The organism is Exiguobacterium sp. s83, assembly GCF_018617095.1.
Lineage (GTDB): Bacteria > Bacillota > Bacilli > Exiguobacteriales > Exiguobacteriaceae > Exiguobacterium > Exiguobacterium profundum.
This window is the reverse complement of record NZ_JACSJP010000001.1, coordinates 883,954-906,419: the sequence shown is the minus strand read 5'-3', so window position 1 is coordinate 906,419 and position 22,466 is coordinate 883,954. Positions and strand designations below refer to the sequence as shown.

Annotated in this window: 19 protein-coding genes; 17 read left to right on the top strand and 2 right to left on the bottom strand. The window is 50.4% G+C overall.

Annotated elements, in window-relative coordinates:
• Window positions 1-98 precede the first annotated feature (98 nt).
• From KNO73_RS04680 to KNO73_RS04670, 3 genes are all read left to right on the top strand, one after another.
• Window positions 99-674, top strand: a complete 576-nt coding sequence (locus tag KNO73_RS04680) for a hypothetical protein (protein WP_215112151.1) — start codon at window positions 99-101, stop codon at window positions 672-674.
• Between the two features lie 250 nt (window positions 675-924).
• The gene (locus KNO73_RS04675) at window positions 925-1,710 is read left to right on the top strand and encodes an SDR family NAD(P)-dependent oxidoreductase (protein ID WP_251024849.1); all 786 of its coding nucleotides are present in this window, start codon (window positions 925-927) and stop codon (window positions 1,708-1,710) included.
• Window positions 1,703-3,259, top strand: coding sequence for an AMP-binding protein (locus KNO73_RS04670; protein WP_214684146.1), 1,557 nt, complete (start codon window positions 1,703-1,705; stop codon window positions 3,257-3,259). Before KNO73_RS04675 ends, KNO73_RS04670 begins: the two co-directional genes overlap by 8 nt.
• 422 nt (window positions 3,260-3,681) lie before the next feature.
• Here KNO73_RS04670 and KNO73_RS04665 read toward each other — a convergent pair whose 3' ends face one another.
• Together KNO73_RS04665 and KNO73_RS04660 are read right to left on the bottom strand one after the other, a co-directional pair.
• Complete coding sequence (locus tag KNO73_RS04665) at window positions 3,682-4,302, bottom strand: YesL family protein (protein WP_215112149.1); 621 nt, start codon at window positions 4,300-4,302, stop codon at window positions 3,682-3,684.
• 27 nt (window positions 4,303-4,329) lie between these two features.
• Entirely contained in the window at window positions 4,330-5,454 is a 1,125-nt protein-coding gene (locus KNO73_RS04660) for a GntR family transcriptional regulator (protein WP_031423568.1), read from the bottom strand.
• A gap of 367 nt (window positions 5,455-5,821) precedes the next feature.
• On the opposite strand from KNO73_RS04660, the gene KNO73_RS04655 reads away from it, so the two are divergent.
• The 14 genes from KNO73_RS04655 to KNO73_RS04590 all read left to right on the top strand — a co-directional run bounded on the left by KNO73_RS04655 (window position 5,822) and on the right by KNO73_RS04590 (window position 21,919).
• A complete protein-coding gene (locus KNO73_RS04655; RefSeq protein WP_215112148.1) occupies window positions 5,822-7,171 on the top strand; it encodes an ABC transporter substrate-binding protein in 1,350 nt (449 codons plus the stop codon).
• A 68-nt stretch (window positions 7,172-7,239) separates the two neighbouring features.
• Complete coding sequence (locus KNO73_RS04650) at window positions 7,240-8,136, top strand: carbohydrate ABC transporter permease (RefSeq protein ID WP_021066211.1); 897 nt, start codon at window positions 7,240-7,242, stop codon at window positions 8,134-8,136.
• A gap of 72 nt (window positions 8,137-8,208) precedes the next feature.
• Window positions 8,209-9,051: a carbohydrate ABC transporter permease gene (locus KNO73_RS04645; protein WP_031200025.1), complete on the top strand. Its 843-nt coding sequence runs from the start codon at window positions 8,209-8,211 to the stop codon at window positions 9,049-9,051.
• A 68-nt stretch (window positions 9,052-9,119) separates the two neighbouring features.
• A complete protein-coding gene (locus tag KNO73_RS04640; RefSeq protein WP_215112147.1) occupies window positions 9,120-10,520 on the top strand; it encodes an arabinan endo-1,5-alpha-L-arabinosidase in 1,401 nt (466 codons plus the stop codon).
• Window positions 10,521-10,536: 16 nt separating this feature from the next.
• Window positions 10,537-11,847: an arabinan endo-1,5-alpha-L-arabinosidase gene (locus KNO73_RS04635; protein ID WP_214684153.1), complete on the top strand. Its 1,311-nt coding sequence runs from the start codon at window positions 10,537-10,539 to the stop codon at window positions 11,845-11,847.
• Between the two features lie 280 nt (window positions 11,848-12,127).
• Complete coding sequence (gene araB / locus KNO73_RS04630) at window positions 12,128-13,825, top strand: ribulokinase (protein WP_214684154.1); 1,698 nt, start codon at window positions 12,128-12,130, stop codon at window positions 13,823-13,825.
• Window positions 13,819-14,517, top strand: a complete 699-nt coding sequence (araD, locus tag KNO73_RS04625) for an L-ribulose-5-phosphate 4-epimerase (RefSeq protein WP_031423581.1) — start codon at window positions 13,819-13,821, stop codon at window positions 14,515-14,517. The genes araB and araD overlap by 7 nt, the downstream gene beginning before the upstream one ends.
• 34 nt (window positions 14,518-14,551) lie before the next feature.
• Entirely contained in the window at window positions 14,552-16,039 is a 1,488-nt protein-coding gene (araA, locus tag KNO73_RS04620; RefSeq protein WP_214684155.1) for an L-arabinose isomerase, read from the top strand.
• A 44-nt stretch (window positions 16,040-16,083) separates the two neighbouring features.
• Window positions 16,084-17,607 (top strand): alpha-N-arabinofuranosidase, encoded by a 1,524-nt coding sequence (locus KNO73_RS04615; protein WP_214684156.1) that lies wholly within the window; start codon window positions 16,084-16,086, stop codon window positions 17,605-17,607.
• 1 nt (window position 17,608) lies between these two features.
• Window positions 17,609-17,848 carry a DUF6171 family protein gene (locus KNO73_RS04610; RefSeq protein ID WP_143404767.1) on the top strand — a complete coding sequence of 80 codons (240 nt, stop codon included), beginning with the start codon at window positions 17,609-17,611 and terminating at the stop codon, window positions 17,846-17,848.
• Window positions 17,849-17,863: 15 nt separating this feature from the next.
• Window positions 17,864-18,868 carry an aldose epimerase family protein gene (locus KNO73_RS04605; protein ID WP_214684157.1) on the top strand — a complete coding sequence of 335 codons (1,005 nt, stop codon included), beginning with the start codon at window positions 17,864-17,866 and terminating at the stop codon, window positions 18,866-18,868.
• Window positions 18,865-20,034 (top strand): sn-glycerol-1-phosphate dehydrogenase, encoded by a 1,170-nt coding sequence (locus KNO73_RS04600; protein ID WP_215112146.1) that lies wholly within the window; start codon window positions 18,865-18,867, stop codon window positions 20,032-20,034. The genes KNO73_RS04605 and KNO73_RS04600 overlap by 4 nt, the downstream gene beginning before the upstream one ends.
• Window positions 20,031-20,978 (top strand): glycoside hydrolase family 43 protein, encoded by a 948-nt coding sequence (locus KNO73_RS04595; RefSeq protein ID WP_214684161.1) that lies wholly within the window; start codon window positions 20,031-20,033, stop codon window positions 20,976-20,978. The genes KNO73_RS04600 and KNO73_RS04595 overlap by 4 nt, the downstream gene beginning before the upstream one ends.
• The gene (locus KNO73_RS04590; RefSeq protein ID WP_215112145.1) at window positions 20,975-21,919 is read left to right on the top strand and encodes a glycoside hydrolase family 43 protein; all 945 of its coding nucleotides are present in this window, start codon (window positions 20,975-20,977) and stop codon (window positions 21,917-21,919) included. The genes KNO73_RS04595 and KNO73_RS04590 overlap by 4 nt, the downstream gene beginning before the upstream one ends.
• The last annotated feature ends 547 nt before the right edge of the window (window positions 21,920-22,466 follow it).

The window sequence follows — 22,466 nt, the reverse complement described above, 5'->3', positions numbered from 1 at the left end:
TAAGGCTTAGTTTTAACTTTTTTCACGACTTAGAGAATGAAAAATGGGCATTACAGATGCTAAATATCTTCGAAACGTTTCAGATTGAAATCGGAAAGATGGGATTTTACGAACCACTTAGAACTGAGTTTTCGAATGACACCTTTCTGAAGATGTGGACAGAAGGCAACGATGATTTTTACAGCTTTATTTGTCGATTAAAAAATAGTAAAGGTTATCTCAACATTCATAATTTGAAAGATGGGTTACCAGGAAATGTTGGTTTCGTTTTTGTGATCAGCAAGACAACTTTTCTGAATGAAAAGGACAAATGGATTCGGTTATTTGATCGAATTTGTCGAGAGTGGGGTCCATTCCAAGCATCAATATCTAGAAGGATTGAAGAACGAGAGGATCTCATGTACGAAACAGGTTTTTCTAAAGTTAAGGAAGTGGAATGGCTTAATTATTGGAGTGATGAATTGTTGTACGTGAATTCAGTTTCTATTCCAAATGAGGTCGAAGACTATAATTGTTATGATGGAGTTGCATTTAACAAAGGGTATGTATTCCAGTTGATGAATTTGATTGATGATCCCTCGTACTATCAGCTATCTGAAATGATTAAAGCCATGATTGATCCAAACTTCTTTTATAAATGTAGTGAAGATTTAGATTTGCTAGATTTTTTGTAGTCATTGAAGTAATTAAGGCTGACGTTCATCTTGGGAACTTCATTTTCTGTTCGTTAAATTGTTATATATCATTTGGAATTACATGTATACAAGAGCAGTAACTTTGCTTCTAAACATACAGATTTATTTAGTTCGTGATCGTTCTATTGTAAAAATCAAAAAAGGTGCTGGCAATATGTATGACTACACGTTACTAGAGAGACTCCTATTCCGATTTCCTTCCTTCGATCATCAGAAAATGAAGTCAGCGTTGGATCGGAAAACGGTATTGATTACTGGAGCGAGCTCAGGAATCGGGCAGGCGTTCGCTTTTTTACTAGCGGAGACAACCGCGCATCTGATTCTCGTTGCCCGTAGAGAATCAGACATGAACGCCATGAAGTCTGAAATCGAAAAGGGGTCAGCCACGGTGACCGTGTTCCTGGCAGATCTTCGAATTGAAGAGGAACGGAATGGTTTGTTGGCGTATCTCCATCAACTACCGGACGGATTGGATGTTCTCGTCAGCAATGCTGGAATCTCCATCAATCGTCCCATCACTGAGTCACTCGATCGATACCATGACTTCACTCGGACGATGGCAATCAATTATTTTGCTCCCGTACAATTGATTTTGTCGCTCATTCCGGTGCTCGAAAAGAAGAACGGGCAGATCGTCAATGTGTCGACCATCAATGTGTTACTTCATCCTTTTCCTCACTGGGCAGCCTATCAGGCATCAAAAGCCGCGTTCGATACGTGGTTTCGCTCCGCGGGTCCGGAACTCACAATCAAAAATATATCCACGACGACTCTATATCTACCGCTAGTAAAAACTCCGATGATCAAACCGACGCTGGCTTATCAGCATTCACCTGCCATGTCACCGGTACATGTGGCAGAATTAATCGGACATGCCTTGTATACGAAAGGAACAGTATATAAGCCGTGGTGGTTGTTCCTCGGTCAAGTAGCATCACTTGTTTTCAGAAGACCGATAGACTGGATGGTCCCTGCATTCCTTAAGAGAAAGGAGCGTGACAATAAGAATGGTTAAGTTATTGAAAGTCTTGTCGCAGCTCCAGTTTCTATCACCATCGAATCTAGGCCGTCTGTTCGTCGCAATCCGTCAAAATGGAATCAACTTGATGCTTCTTTTTACATTGACTGAAAGAGCAGGGAGTCAAAAAACGGCTTTAGTGGATAGCCGAGAAACAGTGACGTATCTAGAGCTAAAGTCACGCTGTGAACACCTCGCTTATCATTTCGCTAATCAGTATGGGGTTAAAAAGGGACAAAAAGTTGCGTTTCTCTGTCACAACCACTCGTCTTTCGTACAAGGGATGTTTGCGGCTTCACGACTCGGTGCAGACATCTACATGCTTCATTCATCGATGAGTCAACTGCAGTTCAACCGACTCGTAGAAGAACAATCATTCGATTTTTTGATTTACGATGATGAGTTTAAAGACTTAATTGAAAACTCGTCTTACGAACGTTCGACACTTGTCAGCTATCATGAGGAAAAGGTATCAATCAATAGTTTATCGGATTCGAAGCGACATAAAAAAGGAAGGCTTCCGGCCGCCTCGAGCGGGAAGATCGTGCTGTTGACCGGCGGTACTACCGGAAAACCGAAACAAGTGACTCATAAACCATCCCTCTTTCACTTTCTGGCTCCATTCGCAGCTCTAATGAACCGATTGCAGTTGCCGTCATTCAACACTGCCTATATTGCCACCCCGATTTACCATGGCTACGGCATCGCCATCCTTTTATCTTTTCTAGCCCTAGGGAAACAGGTCGTCATTCAAGAGAGCTTTGATGTGCAGAGAGCCTGTGACCTCATTCGGCGACACAAGGTAGAAGTGGTCACGGTCGTCCCGCTCATGATCCACAAAATGTTACGACACAATCCAACATCACTTCATTCTCTCGCTTGTATCGCGTCCGGTGGTGCGAAGCTTCATCCCGTTTTAGTTCGTGAAGTCCATAACGAGTTGGGGAGCGTCTTATACAATCTCTATGGGACGTCGGAAGCGGGCTTGAATCTGATCGCCACACCAGAAGATTTACATTATGATGCGAACACGCTCGGGAGAAGGATTCCGGGAGGGGACTTAAAGGTAGTGAAAGATGGAGCGGAAGTCGAGCCAGGGGCCATCGGGGAATTTTGCATACGAAATAAGTGGTCCATGCAAAGCAGGAAGAACCGCTGGATTCAAACGGGTGATGTCGGATACCGGGATGAGAACGGCTATTATTTTTTGTGTGGACGAACAGACGACTTGATCATCTCGGCAGGAAACAATATTTATCCTGGGGAAGTCGAGACGGTTTTGCGCGACCATCCGAATGTCGAGGACGCCGCCGTCGTCGGGATAGAGGATGTGTACGCCGGTCACATCTTGAAAGCATACGTACAGTTATATGATGAAAAATTGACAGAAGAAGAACTGGTGAGCTGGTTGCGCGAACGACTGACAACTTATCAGCTTCCACGAGAAATCGTGTTTGTGAAGGAGTTGCCTTATACAGCGGTTGGAAAATTGGATAGGAAACAACTTGAGGTGATCAAGTATGTTGAAGTGTGGAACTATAAGTAGCATATAAAGGAATGAAGAGACATACATAGTTTATTAGGGAGCACATTTTTCTAAAGCCTACTTATGAATACGAAGGGTTGCTTGTTGTAGTCTAATGAAATCAGCTTCTTTCAGTAATGAAGGACTGAACTATGTTTTCGAAAAGACTAAAGTGTCTCTTCGTTCTGATTCATTGTCATAATGCAAAATATAATGTAAGTCGCCAAAAACTGGAGTATCCTCAATAAAGTCATTAACGGAAAAGCCCAATTGCTTTGCCTCCTCACTAACTAAGAACTGTATTATTCATTTTGAATAGAACTTAAACAACCTAAAGAAGTGATTTGGTCATATTTATTGAAATTGACAGATGAGTAAACTATTCTTCTTAGACTCAAATAAAAAACCATCTACTTTGTTAAAGTAGATGGAAAAAATCAATATTACGTGGAGTCGATATCGATATGATTATTCGTTATAGTACGATTTAATTGGTGGAGATATAGTTTCGTTTTTAGAAAAACGATGAACGAAAATCCGAACAACAAGTAGAGTGGTGACCGGTACGCGAGCATACCGAGTGCTTTGAACAACAAGAGCGCGAGCGCGACAATATAGCCGTATCGTATGATGCTGAATAACGCCAACTTCAAGGCATCCATCGTCTTCATATCGTAGTGCGTCAAAATCGGAAATAGGAATAACGACAGGGAGATGAAGACAAATCCAATCACGAACAGACCTGCGAAGAGAATCGTCTGCCCTGTATGGATTTGCCGAATGAGTAAAAAGTCGATCAATAAGACGAATACAAACAATGTCCAGGCTATACCGAGCTTATAATGACGGCGCACTCCTTCATTAAAGAAGCGGAAGTAGGCGCGGAACACGCTGTAATCTTGGTTGATCGACCATTGCCTTGTGACGGCATGTAAAGCGTACAAGGCCGGGAACAACGTGATGACAGGCAGAATGCTCAGTAAGAAGACCACGTTCAGTTGCACCAGGCTGGTGACAAATTCGAGCGCTTGGAATAGCTTGTTGTGTTCATGTTTTAAATTCATGAGGACCTCCAAGAAGTTAGCAGAGAATCAGCCTAATTTAGATTCGAGACGGTTATAGGGTGCAGTCGAGTTGCGGACGATCAATTCGGGTTCATACGTATGTGACGGTGGCATCTCTTTTTTCTCGACGGCCGCGATAATCCACTCGGCTGCGGCACGCCCCAATTCTTGCTTCGGGTGGATGATCGAAGTCAGTTTAACCTCTGTCGCGACGGCAAGCACCGAGTCGTCATATCCGACGAGTGAGACGTCTTGCGGGACAGAGAGGCGTAGATTTCTCAACTGGTCCAACACGTTAAGGGCGAGTTGGTCGTTATAACAGACAATTGCACTCGGCCGTTCGTCCGCGTTCTCAAACACTTGATGAATCACGTCATAAAAAGAGGGCACAAGTTCTTCTGTCGTATACGTTATAATTAATTCTGGCTCTAGGGGGAGATTGTATTCCCGGAACGCGCGTATAAAGCCGCGCATCCGATGGACCCCTTGAAGGTCATCTGTTTTGAAAAGTCCCATGATGCGCTCATGGCCAAGTTTGATGAGATGTTCGGCAGCCAAGAACCCACCCTTCTCGTCATCCATGATCAAATAAGGGGGCGTCAACTGCGAATAGTATTGGTTAATCATCAAATAAGGCGTATGCTGTTGTTCGAGTTCTAAATAATATTTGATGTTTGGATTATAGCTACTGCTCTTCGTCGGCTCGACGATTAACCCATCAATTTGACGATCTAACATCATCTCGAGGCATTGCCGTTCTTTCTCGACGTTGTTATCCGTACAAGATAAGGTCAATGTATATCCTTTTGAAGCCAAATGAGATTCAATCCCCCGGATGATAGACGGGAAGATATAATCAGACATGTAGGTCGTGATGACACCGATGTTTTTACCGTTGCCTAAACGTTCAATCGCCTGGGGAGCCGAGGTCGGAAGGACCGGGGAGCAATACGTGCCCGAGCCTTGTTCACGGTAAAGATAACCTTCGTTCACTAGTTCTCCTACAGCTTGTCGAATCGTATGACGGCTCACTCCAAATGATTGGACCAATTCATTTTCAGAAGGAATTTTTTCACCTGGTCTTACCGTTCCATCTTTTATCCATTCAAGAATATGATCTTTAACCATATTGTACTTTGTGCGTTGTGCCATCTGGCGTCCCTGCTTTCTCTCGTGTACGTCGAACAACTCATACGTACAAGATATGATCTTACATATATATTAACAAACAAATGTCCTGTTTACTATGAATAAGCAAAAATAGCACCTGAATTTTCTATGAATATGTACGGATGAAATATAAAAATACATAAAAATCAAATTGACATGTCCGAACGTGTGTAATAGACTCAAATTGTACAGAAAACGCTTTCATTGCTAATTAAATTGGTTTCTTGGCTAGTGAATGTATAGTGTCGTGTGGGCTTCATTATACAGCTTGCTTTTTTATTTAATTCAACATGTACGTACATCTTCGTCATCTTTTGCACATGAATATATACTGATGGAGGAATTCACAATGAATCGTAAATCGAAAAAAATGTTTGCGTTAACGATGTCAGCCCTGATGACAACTTCTTTGGCGCTCGCCGGCTGTTCGGGAGACGAGGCAGGCGCTGACGGGAAAGTTGAATTGACATTTATGTTCCGTGGAAATCCACAAGAGTTAAAAGCCTACCAAGCGACGGTGAAACGTTTTGAAGAAGCCAACAAAGACGTGAAAGTAACGATGGTCCAGACAGCCCCGGATCAGTACGATACAAAACTCAAATCGGCCATCGCAGGTCGCAAAATCCCAGACGTCTTCTTCTATAATCCTGCCCAAGTGAAAGCATACGTAAATTCGGGCGTGCTACTCGATATCACTGAAGCGGTTGAAACTTCAGAAGACGTCAAGTTGGACGACATTTGGGAGAAGGGTGTCGACAAATATCGTTTCGATGGGAAGACGCTCGGAGAAGGCGCGATTTACGGACTACCGAAAGACTTAGGTCCGTTCGCACTCGGCTACAACAAGACGATGTTCGAAGATGCGGGCATCCCGCTACCGGATAAAGACAAACCATATACATGGGATGAGTTCGTGGACGTAGCCAAACAGTTGACGAAAGACACGAACGGTGACGGGAAGATGGATCAGTACGGCACTGGCTTCAACGTAAACTGGGCCCTTCAACCGTTCGTCTGGAGTAATGGAGCGGACTGGATCAATGAAGATGGTACGAAAGTGACAATCGATGATCCGAAGTTCATCGAAGCGTTGCAATTCTTCGTCGATCAACAGTTGAAACACGGGATCACACCGTCAATCGGCGAAACACAGACGCTCGACACGTACCAACGTTGGCTGAAAGGTCAGCTCGCCTTCTTCCCAGTCGGACCGTGGGATATGGCAGCATTTAAAGAACAGTTGAAATTCGAGTACGACTTACTTCCATGGCCAGCCGGTTCAACCGGTAAAGCGTCAGGATGGGTGGGGTCACTCGGGATCGGCGTCGGGGCGACGACGAAACATAAAGAAGAAGCGGCAGAGTTGGCGATGTACTTGTCTGCGGACCAAGAAGGGCAACAAGCGCTCGTAGACGCGCAAGTCCAATTGCCGAACAGTATGGAAATCGCAGACAACTGGGCAGCTGATACGTCAATCAAACCAGATAACAAACAAGAGTTCCTTGATTTAATCAACGATTATGGCCGCGGGTTCCCGGCTGAGAAAACATACACGGCAGAATGGTACGACGAGTTCTTCAAAAACATCCAGCCTGTCCTAGACGGTAAAACGTCGGTCGAAGACTATGTGAAGACGGCGCAGCCGAAGATGCAGAAATTGCTCGATGCGGCGATCGAACAAGAGAAACAGGCGAATTGATCAGAGAGTCGAAACGGGGTGGCGATGTTCGCCACCTGCGTCTCTGACGTTGAAAGGATGGAAGGATAATGAAGACAAAATCGATTTCCAAGTTATATCGAACTGAACAGCGGTACGCCTACCTGTTCGTTGCGGCACCGGTCATTGGGTTCTTCCTCTTCGCGTTCGTACCGTTGATGTATTCTGTTTACGGCGCTTTCACGAATTGGAACGGCCTCGGTCAAATGAAATTTATCGGGTTTGAGAACTTCGTTAACTTGTTCCAAGATGAATATTTTTATAAATCAATGTACAACACGCTCTTTATGATGATTGGGATCCCAATCGGAATCGTTCTCGCGCTTCTGCTTGCCCTCGCGTTGAATCGAAAGATTTTTGGGACGGACACGTTCCGCGTGATTTACTACATTCCCGTCATCTCGTCGATTGCCGCCGTCTCGATTTTGTGGCAATGGGCGTATAACGGGGACTACGGATTGGTCAACCAATTCCTGGCTTTGATCGGGATCGACGGGCCGAACTGGCTCCAAAACACCGATACCGTCAAACCCGCGCTCATCCTCATGGCGATTTGGAAAGGGCTCGGCTACACGATGCTCCTTTACTTGGCGGCGCTCCAAAGTGTCCCGAAATCATTTTATGAGGCAGCGAAACTCGATGGAGCCAACGCGTGGCAAAGCTTTTGGCATATCACGCTCCCGATGGTCAAACCGGTCACGTTCTTCATCATCGTGACGAACATCATCGGAGGAGCGCAAATCTTCACGGAAATCAACGTCATGACACCAACCGGGGGTCCTGAGTACTCGTCTGCCTCTGCGGTCTTCTACATTTGGCAAAAATCGTTCGGGAACTTCCAACTCGGTTACGCTTCGGCGATGGCGCTCGTCCTCGGGCTCTTCATTTTCATCGTCACGTTGCTCCAATTCCGGATGAATGAAAAATCATCGTTCGATCTTGATTGAGCGATTCGTGTATAGGAAAGGAGAATGACCATGCAATTAGCTCTCTCACGGAAAAAAGAGAACGTGGAAACGATGTCGGTGAAGAAGAAGGACCGAATCACGGATTTCTTCATCTTTATCTTCCTGTCCATCGGAGCGGTCGTCATGATCGCGCCGCTGCTCTGGATGGTATCGACGTCGCTAAAATCAAAAGAGGATGTGTTCGCGCTCCCTCCGGTATGGATCCCGACCGATATTTCGTTTAGCAAGTACACGGAAATTTGGAGCATGGGCCCGCTGTTGTCCGGGATATCGAACAGTTTGATCGTCGCGTTATCCGTCACAATCGTCGGAACGTTCACGTCGAGCTTGGCGGCGTTCGCCTTCGCGAAGTTGAACTTCAGAGGCAAGAATAAAATCTTCCTGCTCTTGTTCGCTTCTGTCATGATCCCTTACCCGGTGCTCATGATTCCCCAGTTCATGATGTTCTCGAGCATCGGCTGGGTGGATACGCTGTTACCGTTGATCGTGCCTGGACTGTTCGGGAATATTTTCATGATTTTCTTCTTGCGCCAATTTTTGAACAGCATCCCGAACTCGATTATCGAGGCGGCCAAGATTGATGGCTGCTCGTACTTCCAAATCTTCTATAAGATTATCTTCCCATTGATCAAGCCGGCCGTGGCCGCGCAATTGATTCTTTGGTTCATGGCAATCTGGAACGACTACCTCGGGCCGATTCTGTATTTGAACTCGCCGGAGAAACAGACGCTTCAACTTGTCATCGCGAACTTTAACGCATCTTATGCAATTCAAAGTGATTATCCGTTAATCATGGCCGCGTCCGTCGTGGCGTTACTCCCGATGTTAATCGTCTTCATGATCTTCCAAAAACAGATCATCGAGTCGATTGCGATTTCTGGTGTGAAGGGCTGAGGTGTGACAAGACAGAGGCACCCGTCTTTTTTAGGCGGGTGCCTTTTTGATGGAGGAAGGAGATTGACATGAAAAAAATAATGGTCTGGATGGCGTTGCTCATTGTCGCGGTCGGAGGTGTTTTCTTCTGGCAGACGACGAGTGCATCAATCGATGAGTCGGTACTCCCGAAAGCGCCGTTTGATCAAAAGGTGGAAGATGTGACGCCAGACGTGCTCAACAAAGAGAGCGAGTGGACGACGAACTTTACGCATGACGGGGCAATCTTTAAAGATGGTGACACGTACTACGTTTTCTCGACGGATTACATGGTGGGTGGTCCTCCGACGCCCGGTATTCAAATTCGTAAATCGACCGATCTCATTCACTGGGAGTTCGTCGGCCGTGTGTTCGATCAAGTGTCTGAAGAGGCGTTCGCTTGGGCCGGTGGGAATACGTTCTGGGCCCCGGCGATCACAAAAATCGGAGATCGGTTCCACTTGTACTATTCCGTATCAGGGGTCGGGAGCCGCACGTCGTACATCGGGCTAGCGACCGCGTCAACGATCGAAGGGCCTTGGGAAGACGAGGGCGCCGTCGTGACGTCGAAAGACGGGGACGGGGGTGTCGCCAATGCGATTGACCCTCATGTGACGCAAGATGCGTCAGGCAAATGGTGGATGGCGTATGGGTCGTACTTTGGTGGGATCTTTTTGACGGAGATTGATCCAGGCACTGGGAAGCGAGTGGACGAATCGTCAGAGGGAACGTTGCTCGCCAAACGGAAAGACATGTCGATGGGCATCGAAGGACCGGAAATCTTGTATAACGATGAGACAGGTTATTACTACTTGATGGTGTCGTATGGTTGGTTAGAAGATACGTACAACGTCCGGATCGGTCGCTCGAAGTCAATCGTGGGACCGTACGTCGACTCGCGTGGTCGCGACTTACGGGACGAATCGGATGAGTCATTTGATACGGGCGTGAAAATCGTGGGTTCGTATCGTTTCGAAGGAGATGACGGATACGTCGGGACCGGGCATTCGGCATTTTTACAAGACGGGACTGACACATTCGTGTTGCATCAGGCGCGACCGAGTGAAGACATCTATTGGTCACAGTTGCACGTCCGAAAAGTGTATTGGACGAAAGACGGTTGGCCGGTCGTCTCGCCCGAGCGCTATGCAGGTGAAGGAGACGTCGAGGTCGACGACGCCCATCTGGTCGGGGACTGGGACGTCATCACGTTCCCGCGATTCGACGATGGACAGCAAGCCTCGAGCACGTTGACGTTGGAACGAGGCGGGAAGCTCGAAAACGGGGACGGGTCTTGGCGATTGAACGGCTCGGTCCTCGAGGTCGAAGTCGGACAAGAGACGTATGAGACGCAAGTCGGTGCGGCTTGGGATTGGGAGAATTGGCAACCGACGATCATCTTCACAGGTCTGAGCGAGGACGGCACCGCCGTATGGGGCAAAAAACGATAAAAGGAGAAACGGAAACATGCAAAAAATGAACGGTCCGAAACGAGAAGAACGTTATCTGCTAGAGCGATTGACGAACGAAACGATGTGGGGCACGCACAACGCCCACGATCCCGCCTCGATCAAAGTCGGGGACTGGTATTACGTGTTCTCGACGGATGCAGCCCACGGGCATCAAATCAACGGGGGGATTCAAGTGCGCCGCTCAAAGGATTTGATCCATTGGGAATACGTCGGCTTGGCGTTTGAAGAACTTCCGCACGAGGCTGTGGAATGGACGGGGGCGCCGGGGCTTTGGGCACCGGAAGTTGTGTTCATGGGTGGTCGTTACGTCATGTACTATGCGGCTTCACAGTTCGGGCAGACGCAGTCCTATATCGGTGTCGCCAGTGCGGAAACGATAGACGGACCGTGGCAGGATCACGGGCTCGTCGTGAAGAGCGAGGCTGGGACGTCAGGACCGAACGCGATCGATCCGAATATTACGTTCGATGCGCATGGAGAACCTTGGCTCGTCTACGGTAGCTTCTTCGGTGGGCTGTACGTGTTCCCGATCGATCCGGAGACCGGGAAGAAACGTCCGGGGAGTGAGGAGACGTTGATTGCGAAACGTCACCAAAGCGTTGAAGGGGCAATCGAGGGACCGTATATCGTCTATCGGGAGGCGGATCGCCATTATTACTTGTTCGTCTCGTACGACTCCCTATTCAAGGACTATCACATCCGTGTGGCCCGCTCGACTTCGATCACCGGACCGTACGTCGATTTTGATGGGAACGTCATGACCGACCTCGAAATCGACTCCCAACAAGTCGGCATGAAGATTTTAGGGGGCTATCGGTTCGGGGCTGGGGAAGGTTGGGTCGGTCCCGGTCATAACTCCGTCTTGCATGACGGGGACAAGGATTATCTCGTCCATCACGTCAGAGGTGAGCAGGACCCGCACTGGCACGAACTGCATATCCGCAAAATTATCTGGACGGAATCGGGCTGGCCGCTCGTATCTCCGCAACGATATGCCGGGGAAGAAGAACGGCCCATCGAGATGGAGGAACTCGTCGGGGAGTGGGAGTGGATCTACATGGACCGGACGAAACATGACGTCCTGCCTTCAAGTAAGATTCAACTTCTAGCGGACGGGACTTTCGTGACAGAGTATGGCGAACGAGGCCGTTATGAGAAGCTGACGGATACGACCATCAAACTCTACAGTCCTGAAAGGATCACTTGGCATATGTTACCGGGCTGGGACTGGGAGAATTGGCGAGAGACGCTCGTGTTCGCGGGATTGTCTGACCGAGGGCACGTTTTTATCGGCAAACGACTGTAAATATCCGTACAACTTATCGCAGTCTCTTTAAAGATGAATGTCACAGTTTTTTCAGAACTGACGCAAAAATGTTCAGATAAAATGTTGAAAACAGTTGATTAATTTAAAATAGTTGATACAATCAAGGTATAAGTTATACGTACAACTTGATTGTATATTTTTGTTTTCTGTACGAATCAGACATGTTATTTGAATAGTTGTACGGATGAAAATACAAGAGTGCCCACACACTTTATTTTTTTCATCCTATATGTAAGCGCATTCTTTTGGAGGTAGGGTGATGAATATGGCCAACTATACAATCGGCGTCGACTACGGGACGCAATCAGGACGTGCGGTCCTCGTCGACGTAGCGACAGGTCGAGAAGTGGCGACCGCGGTCAAACCGTACACACATGGCGTCATGGATGAATATTTACCGGACGGAGTGACCCGTCTCGAGCATGATTGGGCACTCCAACATCCGCAAGACTATTTAGAAGTATTAGAACTTACGATCCCGGCCGTCGTGAAAGAGGCGGGGATCATGCCGGACCAAGTTGTTGGACTCGGCATCGATTTCACAGCCTGCACGATCTTACCGATTGACGAACACTTGAACCCGCTTTGTTTCCATGAGGAGCATCAACAAAACCCGCACAGCTACGTGAAGCTTTGGAAGCACCACGCCGCGCAAGACGAGGCGGACGAGTTGAACCGCATCGCAGCGGAGCGGGGCGAAGACTTCTTGAAACGCTATGGCGGGAAAATCTCATCGGAGTGGATGATCCCGAAAGTGTGGCAAATCCTGAACGAAGCACCAGCGATCTATGAAGCGGCGGACCAGATTCTAGAAGCGACGGATTGGGTCGTCTCCCAGATGACAGGTCGCGTCGTTCGGAACAGTTGCACAGCTGGATATAAAGCCATTTGGCATAAACAAGACGGCTACCCGTCAAACGAGTTCTTTAAAGCGCTCGATCCGCGGCTAGAGAACGTTGTCGAAGAGAAACTAACGCGCGACATCGCACCAATCGGGTCCAAGGCGGGTGAACTGACAGAGGCGTTCGCCGCGCGAATCGGACTCCTTCCAGGCACGGCCGTCGCGGTCGCGAACGTCGACGCCCACGTGGCGGTACCGGCTGTCGGAATCGCCGAACCGGGCAAGATGCTGATGGTCATGGGCACATCGACGTGCCATATCCTACTCGGTAAAGACGAACAAGTCGTCCCAGGCATGTGCGGTGTCGTCGAAGACGGTGTCATCCCAGGATTGATGGGCTATGAAGCTGGCCAATCGTGTGTCGGGGACCATTTTGAATGGTTCACCGAGACGTGTGTCCCAGGACATTACGTCGAAGAGGCCGCCTTGAAAGGTATCGGCATCCATCAGTTGTTGACGGAGAAAGCAGCCCGTCAACGTGTCGGGGAGAGCGGTCTCATCGCCCTCGACTGGTGGAACGGGAACCGATCGACGCTCGTCGATACGAATTTGACGGGTGCCCTACTCGGAGCGACATTGCTCACGAAACCAGAAGACATTTACCGGGCGTTGATTGAAGCGACGGCGTATGGGACACGGACGATTGTGGAAGCGTTCCGGAACAGCGGTGTTCCTGTGCATGAAGTATATGCAGCCGGCGGAATCGCCGAGAAGAACGCCCTCATGATGCAAATCTATGCGGACGTGTTGAACATGGAAATCAAAATCTCCGCCTCCTCGCAAACGCCTGCCCTCGGGTCGGCCATGTTCGGGGCGGTGGCGGCCGGTGCGGAGCGAGGCGGTTACGCCACGATCACGGAAGCGGCAGCGAAGATGGGCCGTGTCAAAGAAGAGACGTACAAGCCGATTCCGGAAAACGTCGCGACGTATGATGCTCTGTTCGCCGAATACACGAAACTATACGACTACTTCGGTCGCGGTGAAAACGATGTGATGAAACGCTTGAAAAAAATCAAAGCCGAAGCATCACGCGTGAAGGAGGAACCGGTATGGTAAGCCGTCATTTGAAGGAAGCCGTGCTCGAAGCGAACTTGGCCCTCCCGCAACACGGCTTGGTCACCTTCACATGGGGCAACGTCAGTGGCATCGACCGGAACGCCGGATTGGTCGTCATCAAGCCGAGCGGTGTCCCTTACGAACGATTGACCGTGGAAGACATGGTCGTCGTCGATTTGGAAGGTAACGTCGTCGAAGGCGAGCTTCGCCCCTCATCAGACACACCGACCCATCTCGCGCTCTATCGGTCTCTCCCTGAGATTGGCGGGGTCGTGCATACCCATTCGCCATGGGCGACGAGCTGGGCACAGGCGAAGCGGGCGATCCCGGCGTTCGGAACGACACACGCCGATTACTTTTATGGCGAGATTCCGTGCACTCGAGAATTGACAGACGAAGAGATCGCAACGGCGTATGAGCTCGAGACCGGCCACGTCATTTTAGAGACGCTTGACGAGTTAATGCTCGAAGCAGTCGCCGTACCGGGCGTGCTCGTGGCCAATCACGCACCGTTCTGCTGGGGCAAAGACGCGAATGAGGCGGTCCACAATGCGGTCGTCCTCGAGGAAGTCGCGAAGATGGGACTTCACGCCTTGAACTTGAACCCTGGCCTGACACCGATTAAACAGAGCATCTTAGATAAACACTATTTGCGAAAACATGGGGCGAACGCATACTACGGCCAAAAATGACCGGAACTTCGCCCTCACATTAGGGGGACTTTGGATGTTGACAGCAAAAACATATGAATTTTGGTTCGTGACAGGAAGCCAAATGCTTTACGGCGAAGACGTGCTTCGTCAAGTGGAGGATCATTCAAAAGAGATGGTGGCTGGACTTGATGCGGCCGACGTCTTCAGCGACCGGATCGTCTTCAAGGGAGTCGTCAAAAATGCAGAAGAGATCCGTCAGATGATGCTTCAGGCGAATGCGGACGACTCATGTGCGGGCGTGATCACCTGGATGCACACGTTTTCGCCATCGAAGATGTGGATCAGTGGCATGCGCGTCCTACAAAAACCGTTGCTCCATTTCGGTACACAGTTCAATCGCGACATCCCTTGGGATGCGATCGATATGGACTTCATGAACTTGAACCAATCGGCGCACGGCGACCGGGAACACGGATTTATCACGAGCCGGATGAACGTCAAACGCAAAGTGCTTGTCGGGCACTGGGAAGACGAGACGACACGCGGCAAGATGGCGAGCTGGATGAAAGTCGCTCATGCGTTGGCCGAAAGCAAAGTGTTAAAAGTGGCTCGTTTCGGTGACAACATGCGCAACGTCGCCGTGACGGAAGGCGATAAAGTCGAAGCGCAGATTCGCCTCGGTTGGACGGTGGACGGATATGGTGTCGGTGATCTTGTCGCATATATGGACGCCGTGACCGACACAGATCTCGATGCGCTGATGGACGAATACGCGTCTCGTTACGAACTGACGAATAAAGGGATGGCGGAAGAGGAGTTCCTTGATTCGGTCCGTTACCAAGGCCAGATTGAACTCGGTATGAAAGCCTTCCTCGAGGCAGGAGGATATACCGCCTTCACGACGACGTTTGAAGACTTGCACGGCATGAAGCAGTTACCGGGTCTCGCCGTCCAACGCTTGATGGAGCAAGGCTATGGCTTTGCCGGAGAAGGTGACTGGAAAACGGCAGCATTGGTCCGTCTCATGAAAATCATGTCGAACAACGAGCGGACCTCGTTCATGGAAGATTACACGTACCACTTCGAGCCGGGCAACGAGATGGTGCTCGGCGCTCACATGTTGGAGATTTGTCCGACGATTGCGGCCGATCAACCAAGAATCGAAGTCCATCCGCTCGGTATCGGCGACCGGGAAGCACCGGCCCGGATCGTCTTTGAAGGACAGAGCGGCAAGGCGTTGAACGCGAGTATCATCGATCTCGGCCATCGCTTCCGTCTCCTCGTCAACACGGTCGAAGGCATTCAGCCGGAAGAGGCGATGCCGAACTTGCCGGTCGCACGCGTTCTTTGGAAAACAGAACCTTCGATGGCGCAAGCGGTCGAAAACTGGATTCAAGCCGGTGGGGCGCACCACACCTGCTATTCGTATGAAGTGACGACCGACCAACTACGGGACTTCGCGGAAATGCTCGACGTTGAAATCGCTGTCATCGATGCCAAGACGGAGACGGTCCAATTTAACAACGAACTACGTTGGAATGAACTTTACTATCGACCATAATCTAAAGGGCCACTTCGTTGGCCCTTCTTCATGGAGGAGATACAATGAACAACCAACTCATCAAACCGACGCACGTGACGACAGGGACGACACAGCTCATCGTCAATGCCGACTTAACCAAAGGGACGATCAGCAAGCACATTTATGGTCATTTCGCCGAGCATTTAGGTCGTTGTATTTATGAAGGGCTCTGGGTCGGTCCTGAGTCGCCGATTCCAAACACGGATGGCATTCGCAACGATGTGCTCGCCGCCTTGAAGAAATTGAACATCCCGGTCCTCCGTTGGCCGGGCGGCTGTTTTGCCGACGAGTACCACTGGAAGGACGGGGTCGGTCCGAACGAGAACCGAAAACGGATGGTCAACACGCATTGGGGCGGGGTCGTCGAAAACAACCACTTCGGTACGCATGAATTCATGCGCCTCTGTGAGCTGCTCGAGTGTGAACCGTACATCTGTGGGAACGTCGGAAGCGGAACGGTGCAAGAAATGTCGGAATGGGTGGAGTACATGACGTTCGGTGGCGAGTCACCGATGTCGAACTGGCGACAAGAGAACGGCCGGACCGAGCCGTGGGAACTCACGTACTTTGGCGTCGGGAATGAGAACTGGGGCTGCGGCGGTAACATGCGCCCTGAATATTACGCGGACCTGTATCGCCGCTACCAGACGTACGTCCGCAACTACGACGGCAATAAACTCTATAAAATCGCCGGTGGGGCGAACATTGACGACTATAAATGGACAGAGGTCCTGATGCGGGAAGCAGGGACGATGATGGACGGGCTCAGCCTCCATTACTACACGATCCCAGGTGACTTCTGGTTGGGCAAAGGCTCGGCTCTCGATTTCACGGAGGACGAATGGTTCATCACGTTGAAGCGCGCCCTCCATATGGACGAGTTGATCACGAAACACGGCCAGATCATGGACCAGTATGACCCAGAAAAACGTGTCGGCTTGATCGTCGACGAGTGGGGCACGTGGTTCGATGTGGAGCCGGGGACGAACCCAGGTTTCTTGTATCAACAAAACTCGATTCGGGATGCACTCGTGGCTGCGGTCCACTTCAACATCTTCCATAACCATAACGACCGCGTTCATATGGCGAACATCGCTCAAATGGTCAACGTGTTGCAGGCGATGATTTTGACAGAAGGAGACCGATTCATCCTCACGCCGACATACCATGTGTTCGAGATGTACAGCGTCCACCAAGACGCCGAACGCGTCGAACTCGCCGCGCACACACGTAACTATGTGGCCAAAGATGAAGCCATCCCGGCCGTGAACGCCACCGCTTCGCGAAATGCGGAAGGTGTGCTCCACATCAGCCTCTGCCAACTCGACCACGAGCAAGGCGATACGGTCGAAATCGATTTACGGGGAATCGGCGCCATCTCTGTCGTGTCGGCCCGGATTTTAACGGCAGACCATTTGAACGCCCACAATACGTTCGAACAACCTGACCTCGTCTCACCACGGGACCATGACGTGACCGTCACGGAAGACGGCAAGCTCGTCCTCGACGTGCCAGCGATGAGCGTCATCACCATCGCGGTCCGCTGAGATGACAGTGGCGAAGACGCGGCGATGTCGGACCTGTCCACCGCAAACGACAGATCATGACTGGCTGTTGACCATCGATGCGGAAGTCATGGAGCAGGTGTCGGATACGGAATATGAGGCACGCCTCACCCATTGCGCGGCTTGCCCGTTCCAGCAACAAGATACTTGCTTGAAATGTGGGTGTTACGTCTCGTATCGGGCACGACTCGCGACGAAGCACTGCCCAGTGAACGTTTGGTAAAAAGGAGTGGATGTCATGAAGCGGCAACTAGAAACAGCGATTGACGAGTCGACAATTACGCTCGAGAACGATGTGTATCGATTGAACATATTGACTTACGGAGCGACGTTGCAAGAATTTTCGATTCAGGATGACGGCTGGAAAAATATCGTCTTGTCGTACGACACAGTCGAGGCGTACATGCAGGACACGTATTATTTGGGTGCGACGATCGGACGGGTCGCCGGACGGATCGACCAGAGTACGTTCGACCTGGATGGCGTGACGTATCACGTGCCTGCGAATGAAGGTGTCCATCACCTTCATGGCGGAAAAGGGTTGAACCGTCGCGTCTGGACGGTCGAACAGAGGACGTCCGACCGTGTGACGCTTCATTGCGTCAGTCCGGACGGAGAGAACGGATATCCCGGGACACTCGATGTCCGCGCCACGTTCGAACTGGCCGACCACGGCGTCACCATCACATACGAGGCGACCTCTGATCAAGATACGGTGTGTGATTTGACGAACCATACGTATTTCAACTTGAGCGGAGGTGAGCGGGACATCTTGAACCATGAGCTTACGTTGTCCGCCGACACGTTCGCTGAGCTGCGGGATGATTTGATTCCGACGGGTCGCTTGCTTGAAGTCGATCAGACAGCGTTTGATTTCCGGTCTGGTCGTGTCTTGGCGGACGGTCTCGAGTCAACCCATCCACAAAACGAATTGGTCAACGGCTATGACCATCCGTTCGTCTTCGCGGAGCGACGGGAAGCGAGACTATATGAGCGAGAGTCACAGCGAGAGTTGACGATCTCGACGACGGCCCCGGCCATCATCCTCTATTCTGGCAATCAGATGAACGAGACGACTTCATTGCGTGAAGGGACGTCGAGACGTCACTACGGCGTCTGTCTGGAACCGCAACACCTCCCTGATGCGTTTCACCACGAAACGTTCCCGTCGATTCGCTTGAAGGCGGGAGACACGTACCGTTGGCAAACGACGTACCGCGTCGAGACAGGAGTCAGCCGATGAACCTCGAACAGATTAACGAACACGTTCAAGCTTGTGATTGCGGGAACCCCCATCACGCGATCACGATTGAACGGATGGTCGCGTCCGAACACGTCTGGGTCGAATTGGCTGCGTTCGTCCACGAAAAAGAGTGGAACCGTCTCCTCGTCGTCGCCGACATGAATACCGAGCGCGTCGGGTTTCTCCCGCTACGAGAAGCCTTGATTGATATCGGAGTTGATGTGTCGCTCGTCTCGCTTCAAGCGGATGAGCAAGGCGACGTGTTGGCGGAGGAGCGCTCGGTCGTACAAGTATTGCTTCAACAAGATAAAACCGTCGACGCGCTCATTGCGCTAGGTGCCGGCACGATTCATGACGTCACCCGGTTCTGTGCGGCCAAAACGAAAGTACCGTTCATCTCGGTGCCGACCGCGCCGTCAGTGGACGGCTTCACGTCAAAAGGGGCGCCTCTCATTGTGAGAGGCAAGAAAATCACGTACCAGCTTGTTTCTCCGATTGCGGTGTTCGTCCCGAGTCAGGTGATTCGGAAGGCGCCGGACGCGTTGATCGCGGCCGGGGTCGGCAATATGCTCGGGAAATACACGTCTTTGTTGGACTGGCGGTTCGGAGCATTTGACGGCGGTGAACCGTTTTGTCCGGGCGCCGCATCACTGACGGAACAGGCGTTACAATCGTGTGTGGACGCCTTGCCTGCCATCTATAAACGAGACGCGGACGGATTGGATCAACTGATGGAGTCGTTACTATTGTCCGGAGTCGCCATGTTGATTTTCGGTCATTCGCATCCAGCTTCCGGGGGTGAGCATCACTTGTCCCACTATTGGGAGATGGACTTCATCGCCAACCATCGTCCGGCGGTCCTCCATGGAACGAAAGTCGCCATCGCCACGATGGAACTCATCGATTCCTATAAAACAATGATGCTTGAATGGTCCGACACGCCGGGCGCGCTACGGGCGTGGGCCGAGCAGATGCCGACGCGGCAAGAGTTCGAACACATCTTCCACGCGTTACAGGCACCGCTGCGGCCGGACGAGATCGGGGTCTCCTCGCTCCTGTTGGCGAGTAGCAAGAGAGAGGCGTACCGTTTGAGAGAACGACACACACTGTTAAAACATATGAGTTTGAACCGAACAGAATCTGAGATAGGGGAGCGTTCTTTATGAGAGAGACGATCACGAATCCGCTAGTGGAACAACGAGCGGACCCATGGATCATGCGCCATACAGATGGCTATTATTACTTCACGGCCTCGTTGCCGGACTTCACGGGCATCCCGCTCCGTCGGGCGAAGACGCTCGCGGCTTTGACCGAGGCGGAAGAACGAGTCGTCTGGACCAAACGTGAGACGGGCATCATGAGTGCGAACATCTGGGCCCCGGAATTACATCATATCCAAGGGAAATGGTACCTCTATTTCGCGGCCGCGCGAGAAGATCACGTCTTCGATCATCGGATGTATGTGCTCGAGAACAGCTCGGCGAATCCGCTCGAAGGGGAATGGGTCGAAAAAGGACAGGTCCGGACTTGGTGCGAATCGTTCGCGCTTGATGCGACGACGTTCGAGCACGAGGGGCGCCTTTATTATGTGTGGGCCCAAAAAGACCCGGCCATCGATGGTAACTCGAACCTCTACATCTCGGAGATGGAGAATCCGTGGACGCTCACAGGGCAACAGACGATGATTGCGACGCCGGAGTATGACTGGGAGAAGATTGGGTTCCTCGTGAACGAGGGCCCGGCCGTCTTGAAACGGAAAGGCCACATCTACATCACGTTCTCTGCGAGTGCGACGGACCATCACTACTGCATGGGCCTTCTGCGCGCTACGGTGACGAGCGATTTATTGGACGCGGCGAGTTGGACGAAGCATCCCGAACCGGTCTTTGGAACCGATGAAGCGGCGAGTCAGTATGGACCGGGCCACAACAGTTTTACGACATTAGAAGACGGGACAGACATACTCGTCTACCACGCCCGCAACTATAAAGAAATTGTCGGGGACCCGCTTTGGGACCCGAATCGACATACGCGTGTCCAACCGTTCATTTGGGATGAAGCCGGTCCTGTGTTCGGCCGACCGATACGTGACGAGGAGGTAGTAAGATGAACCAAGTAGAGGATCGACATTTGATTTTAGAACAGCGGGCCGACCCATGGGTCTACTTGCATACGGATGGCTATTACTACTTCACGGCGTCGGTGCCTGAGTATGACTTGATTGAGTTACGCCGCGCCAAGTCGCTTCAAGCGCTTCGGACGGCGGAGCCGGTGATCGCATGGGTCAAACACGAGACAGGCCCGATGAGCGACTTGATTTGGGCTCCTGAACTGCATTACATTCACGGCAAGTGGTACCTCTATTTTGCGGCCGCGAAGTCGCGGGGCATCGTCAACGGTCTGTTCGACCACCGCATGTTCGTATTGGAGAACGAATCGGCAAATCCGCTCGAAGGGGAATGGGCCGAAAAAGGCCAAATTCAGACCGAGTGGGATTCATTCGCACTCGATGCAACCGTGTTTGATCATAAAGGGACTCACTATTTGGTGTGGGCTCAAAAAGATCCGGCCATCGAGGGGAACTCTAATTTATACATCGCCGAACTCGAAAACCCATGGACGATCAAATTGCCGCAAGTCATGCTGACGAAGCCTGAGTATGACTGGGAGACACGTGGTTTCCTCGTCAATGAGGGGGCGGCTGTATTGAAGCGAAACGGCCACATCTTCATCACGTATTCGGCGAGTGCGACCGATGAGAATTACTGCATGGGTATGTTGTGCGCCTCGGAGAACGCTGATGTGTTAAACCCGGCATCGTGGTCGAAATCGTTCCGGCCGGTGTTCCAGACGAATGCCGACGTGAATCAATTCGGACCGGGTCACAATAGCTTTACCGTGAACGAGAAGGGAGAGGATGTCCTAATTTACCATGCTCGGACGTATACGGAAATCGAAGGGGATCCCCTCTACGATCCGAACCGTCATACACGCGCACAAGTGTTCACGTGGAATGAAGAAGGGCGCCCGGAATTCGGGAAGCCGCTCTAATCAGCAACAGATGCTCACACGTTATAGGCCCCTTCTTTGATGTTATTCGCTGAATCCACTCTAACCCTAAATCAATGCGTACATTGTGCATAGTCACCAAAAATTTATGGATAGTAGACTATCGTCGTATCGCTTTGTATTGATGGAGAGTGGTTAGTGGAAACCTATCTCAACATGAGGAAAGCACCTGGTCAAGAACCGGATGCTGTACGAAATCGAAGAAGTCGTGACAGAGGAGCAAGCAGAGATTGATGGGGTGTTCGCTATTTCCTTTGTGAGCGTAAAGAGAGATAGAACTTCAATGATCGATTAGTGGATTATATTTTGTTGCTTAGTAAATTCACTTCGAAAATAAGTTGATATTTCCTCTCAATTGCCCATGAGACCGGTAATTGTTTATCGCTTAACGAAATCAATTTCTCGAATAATTGGTTGATACTTAGCGTTGAACCATAGGAGACTGAATATGTTTTTTACTTCTTGTAACATACTGAATGATGTCACCTTGGTCTCATTAGATTATTTTTTGTATACAATACATTTAGTT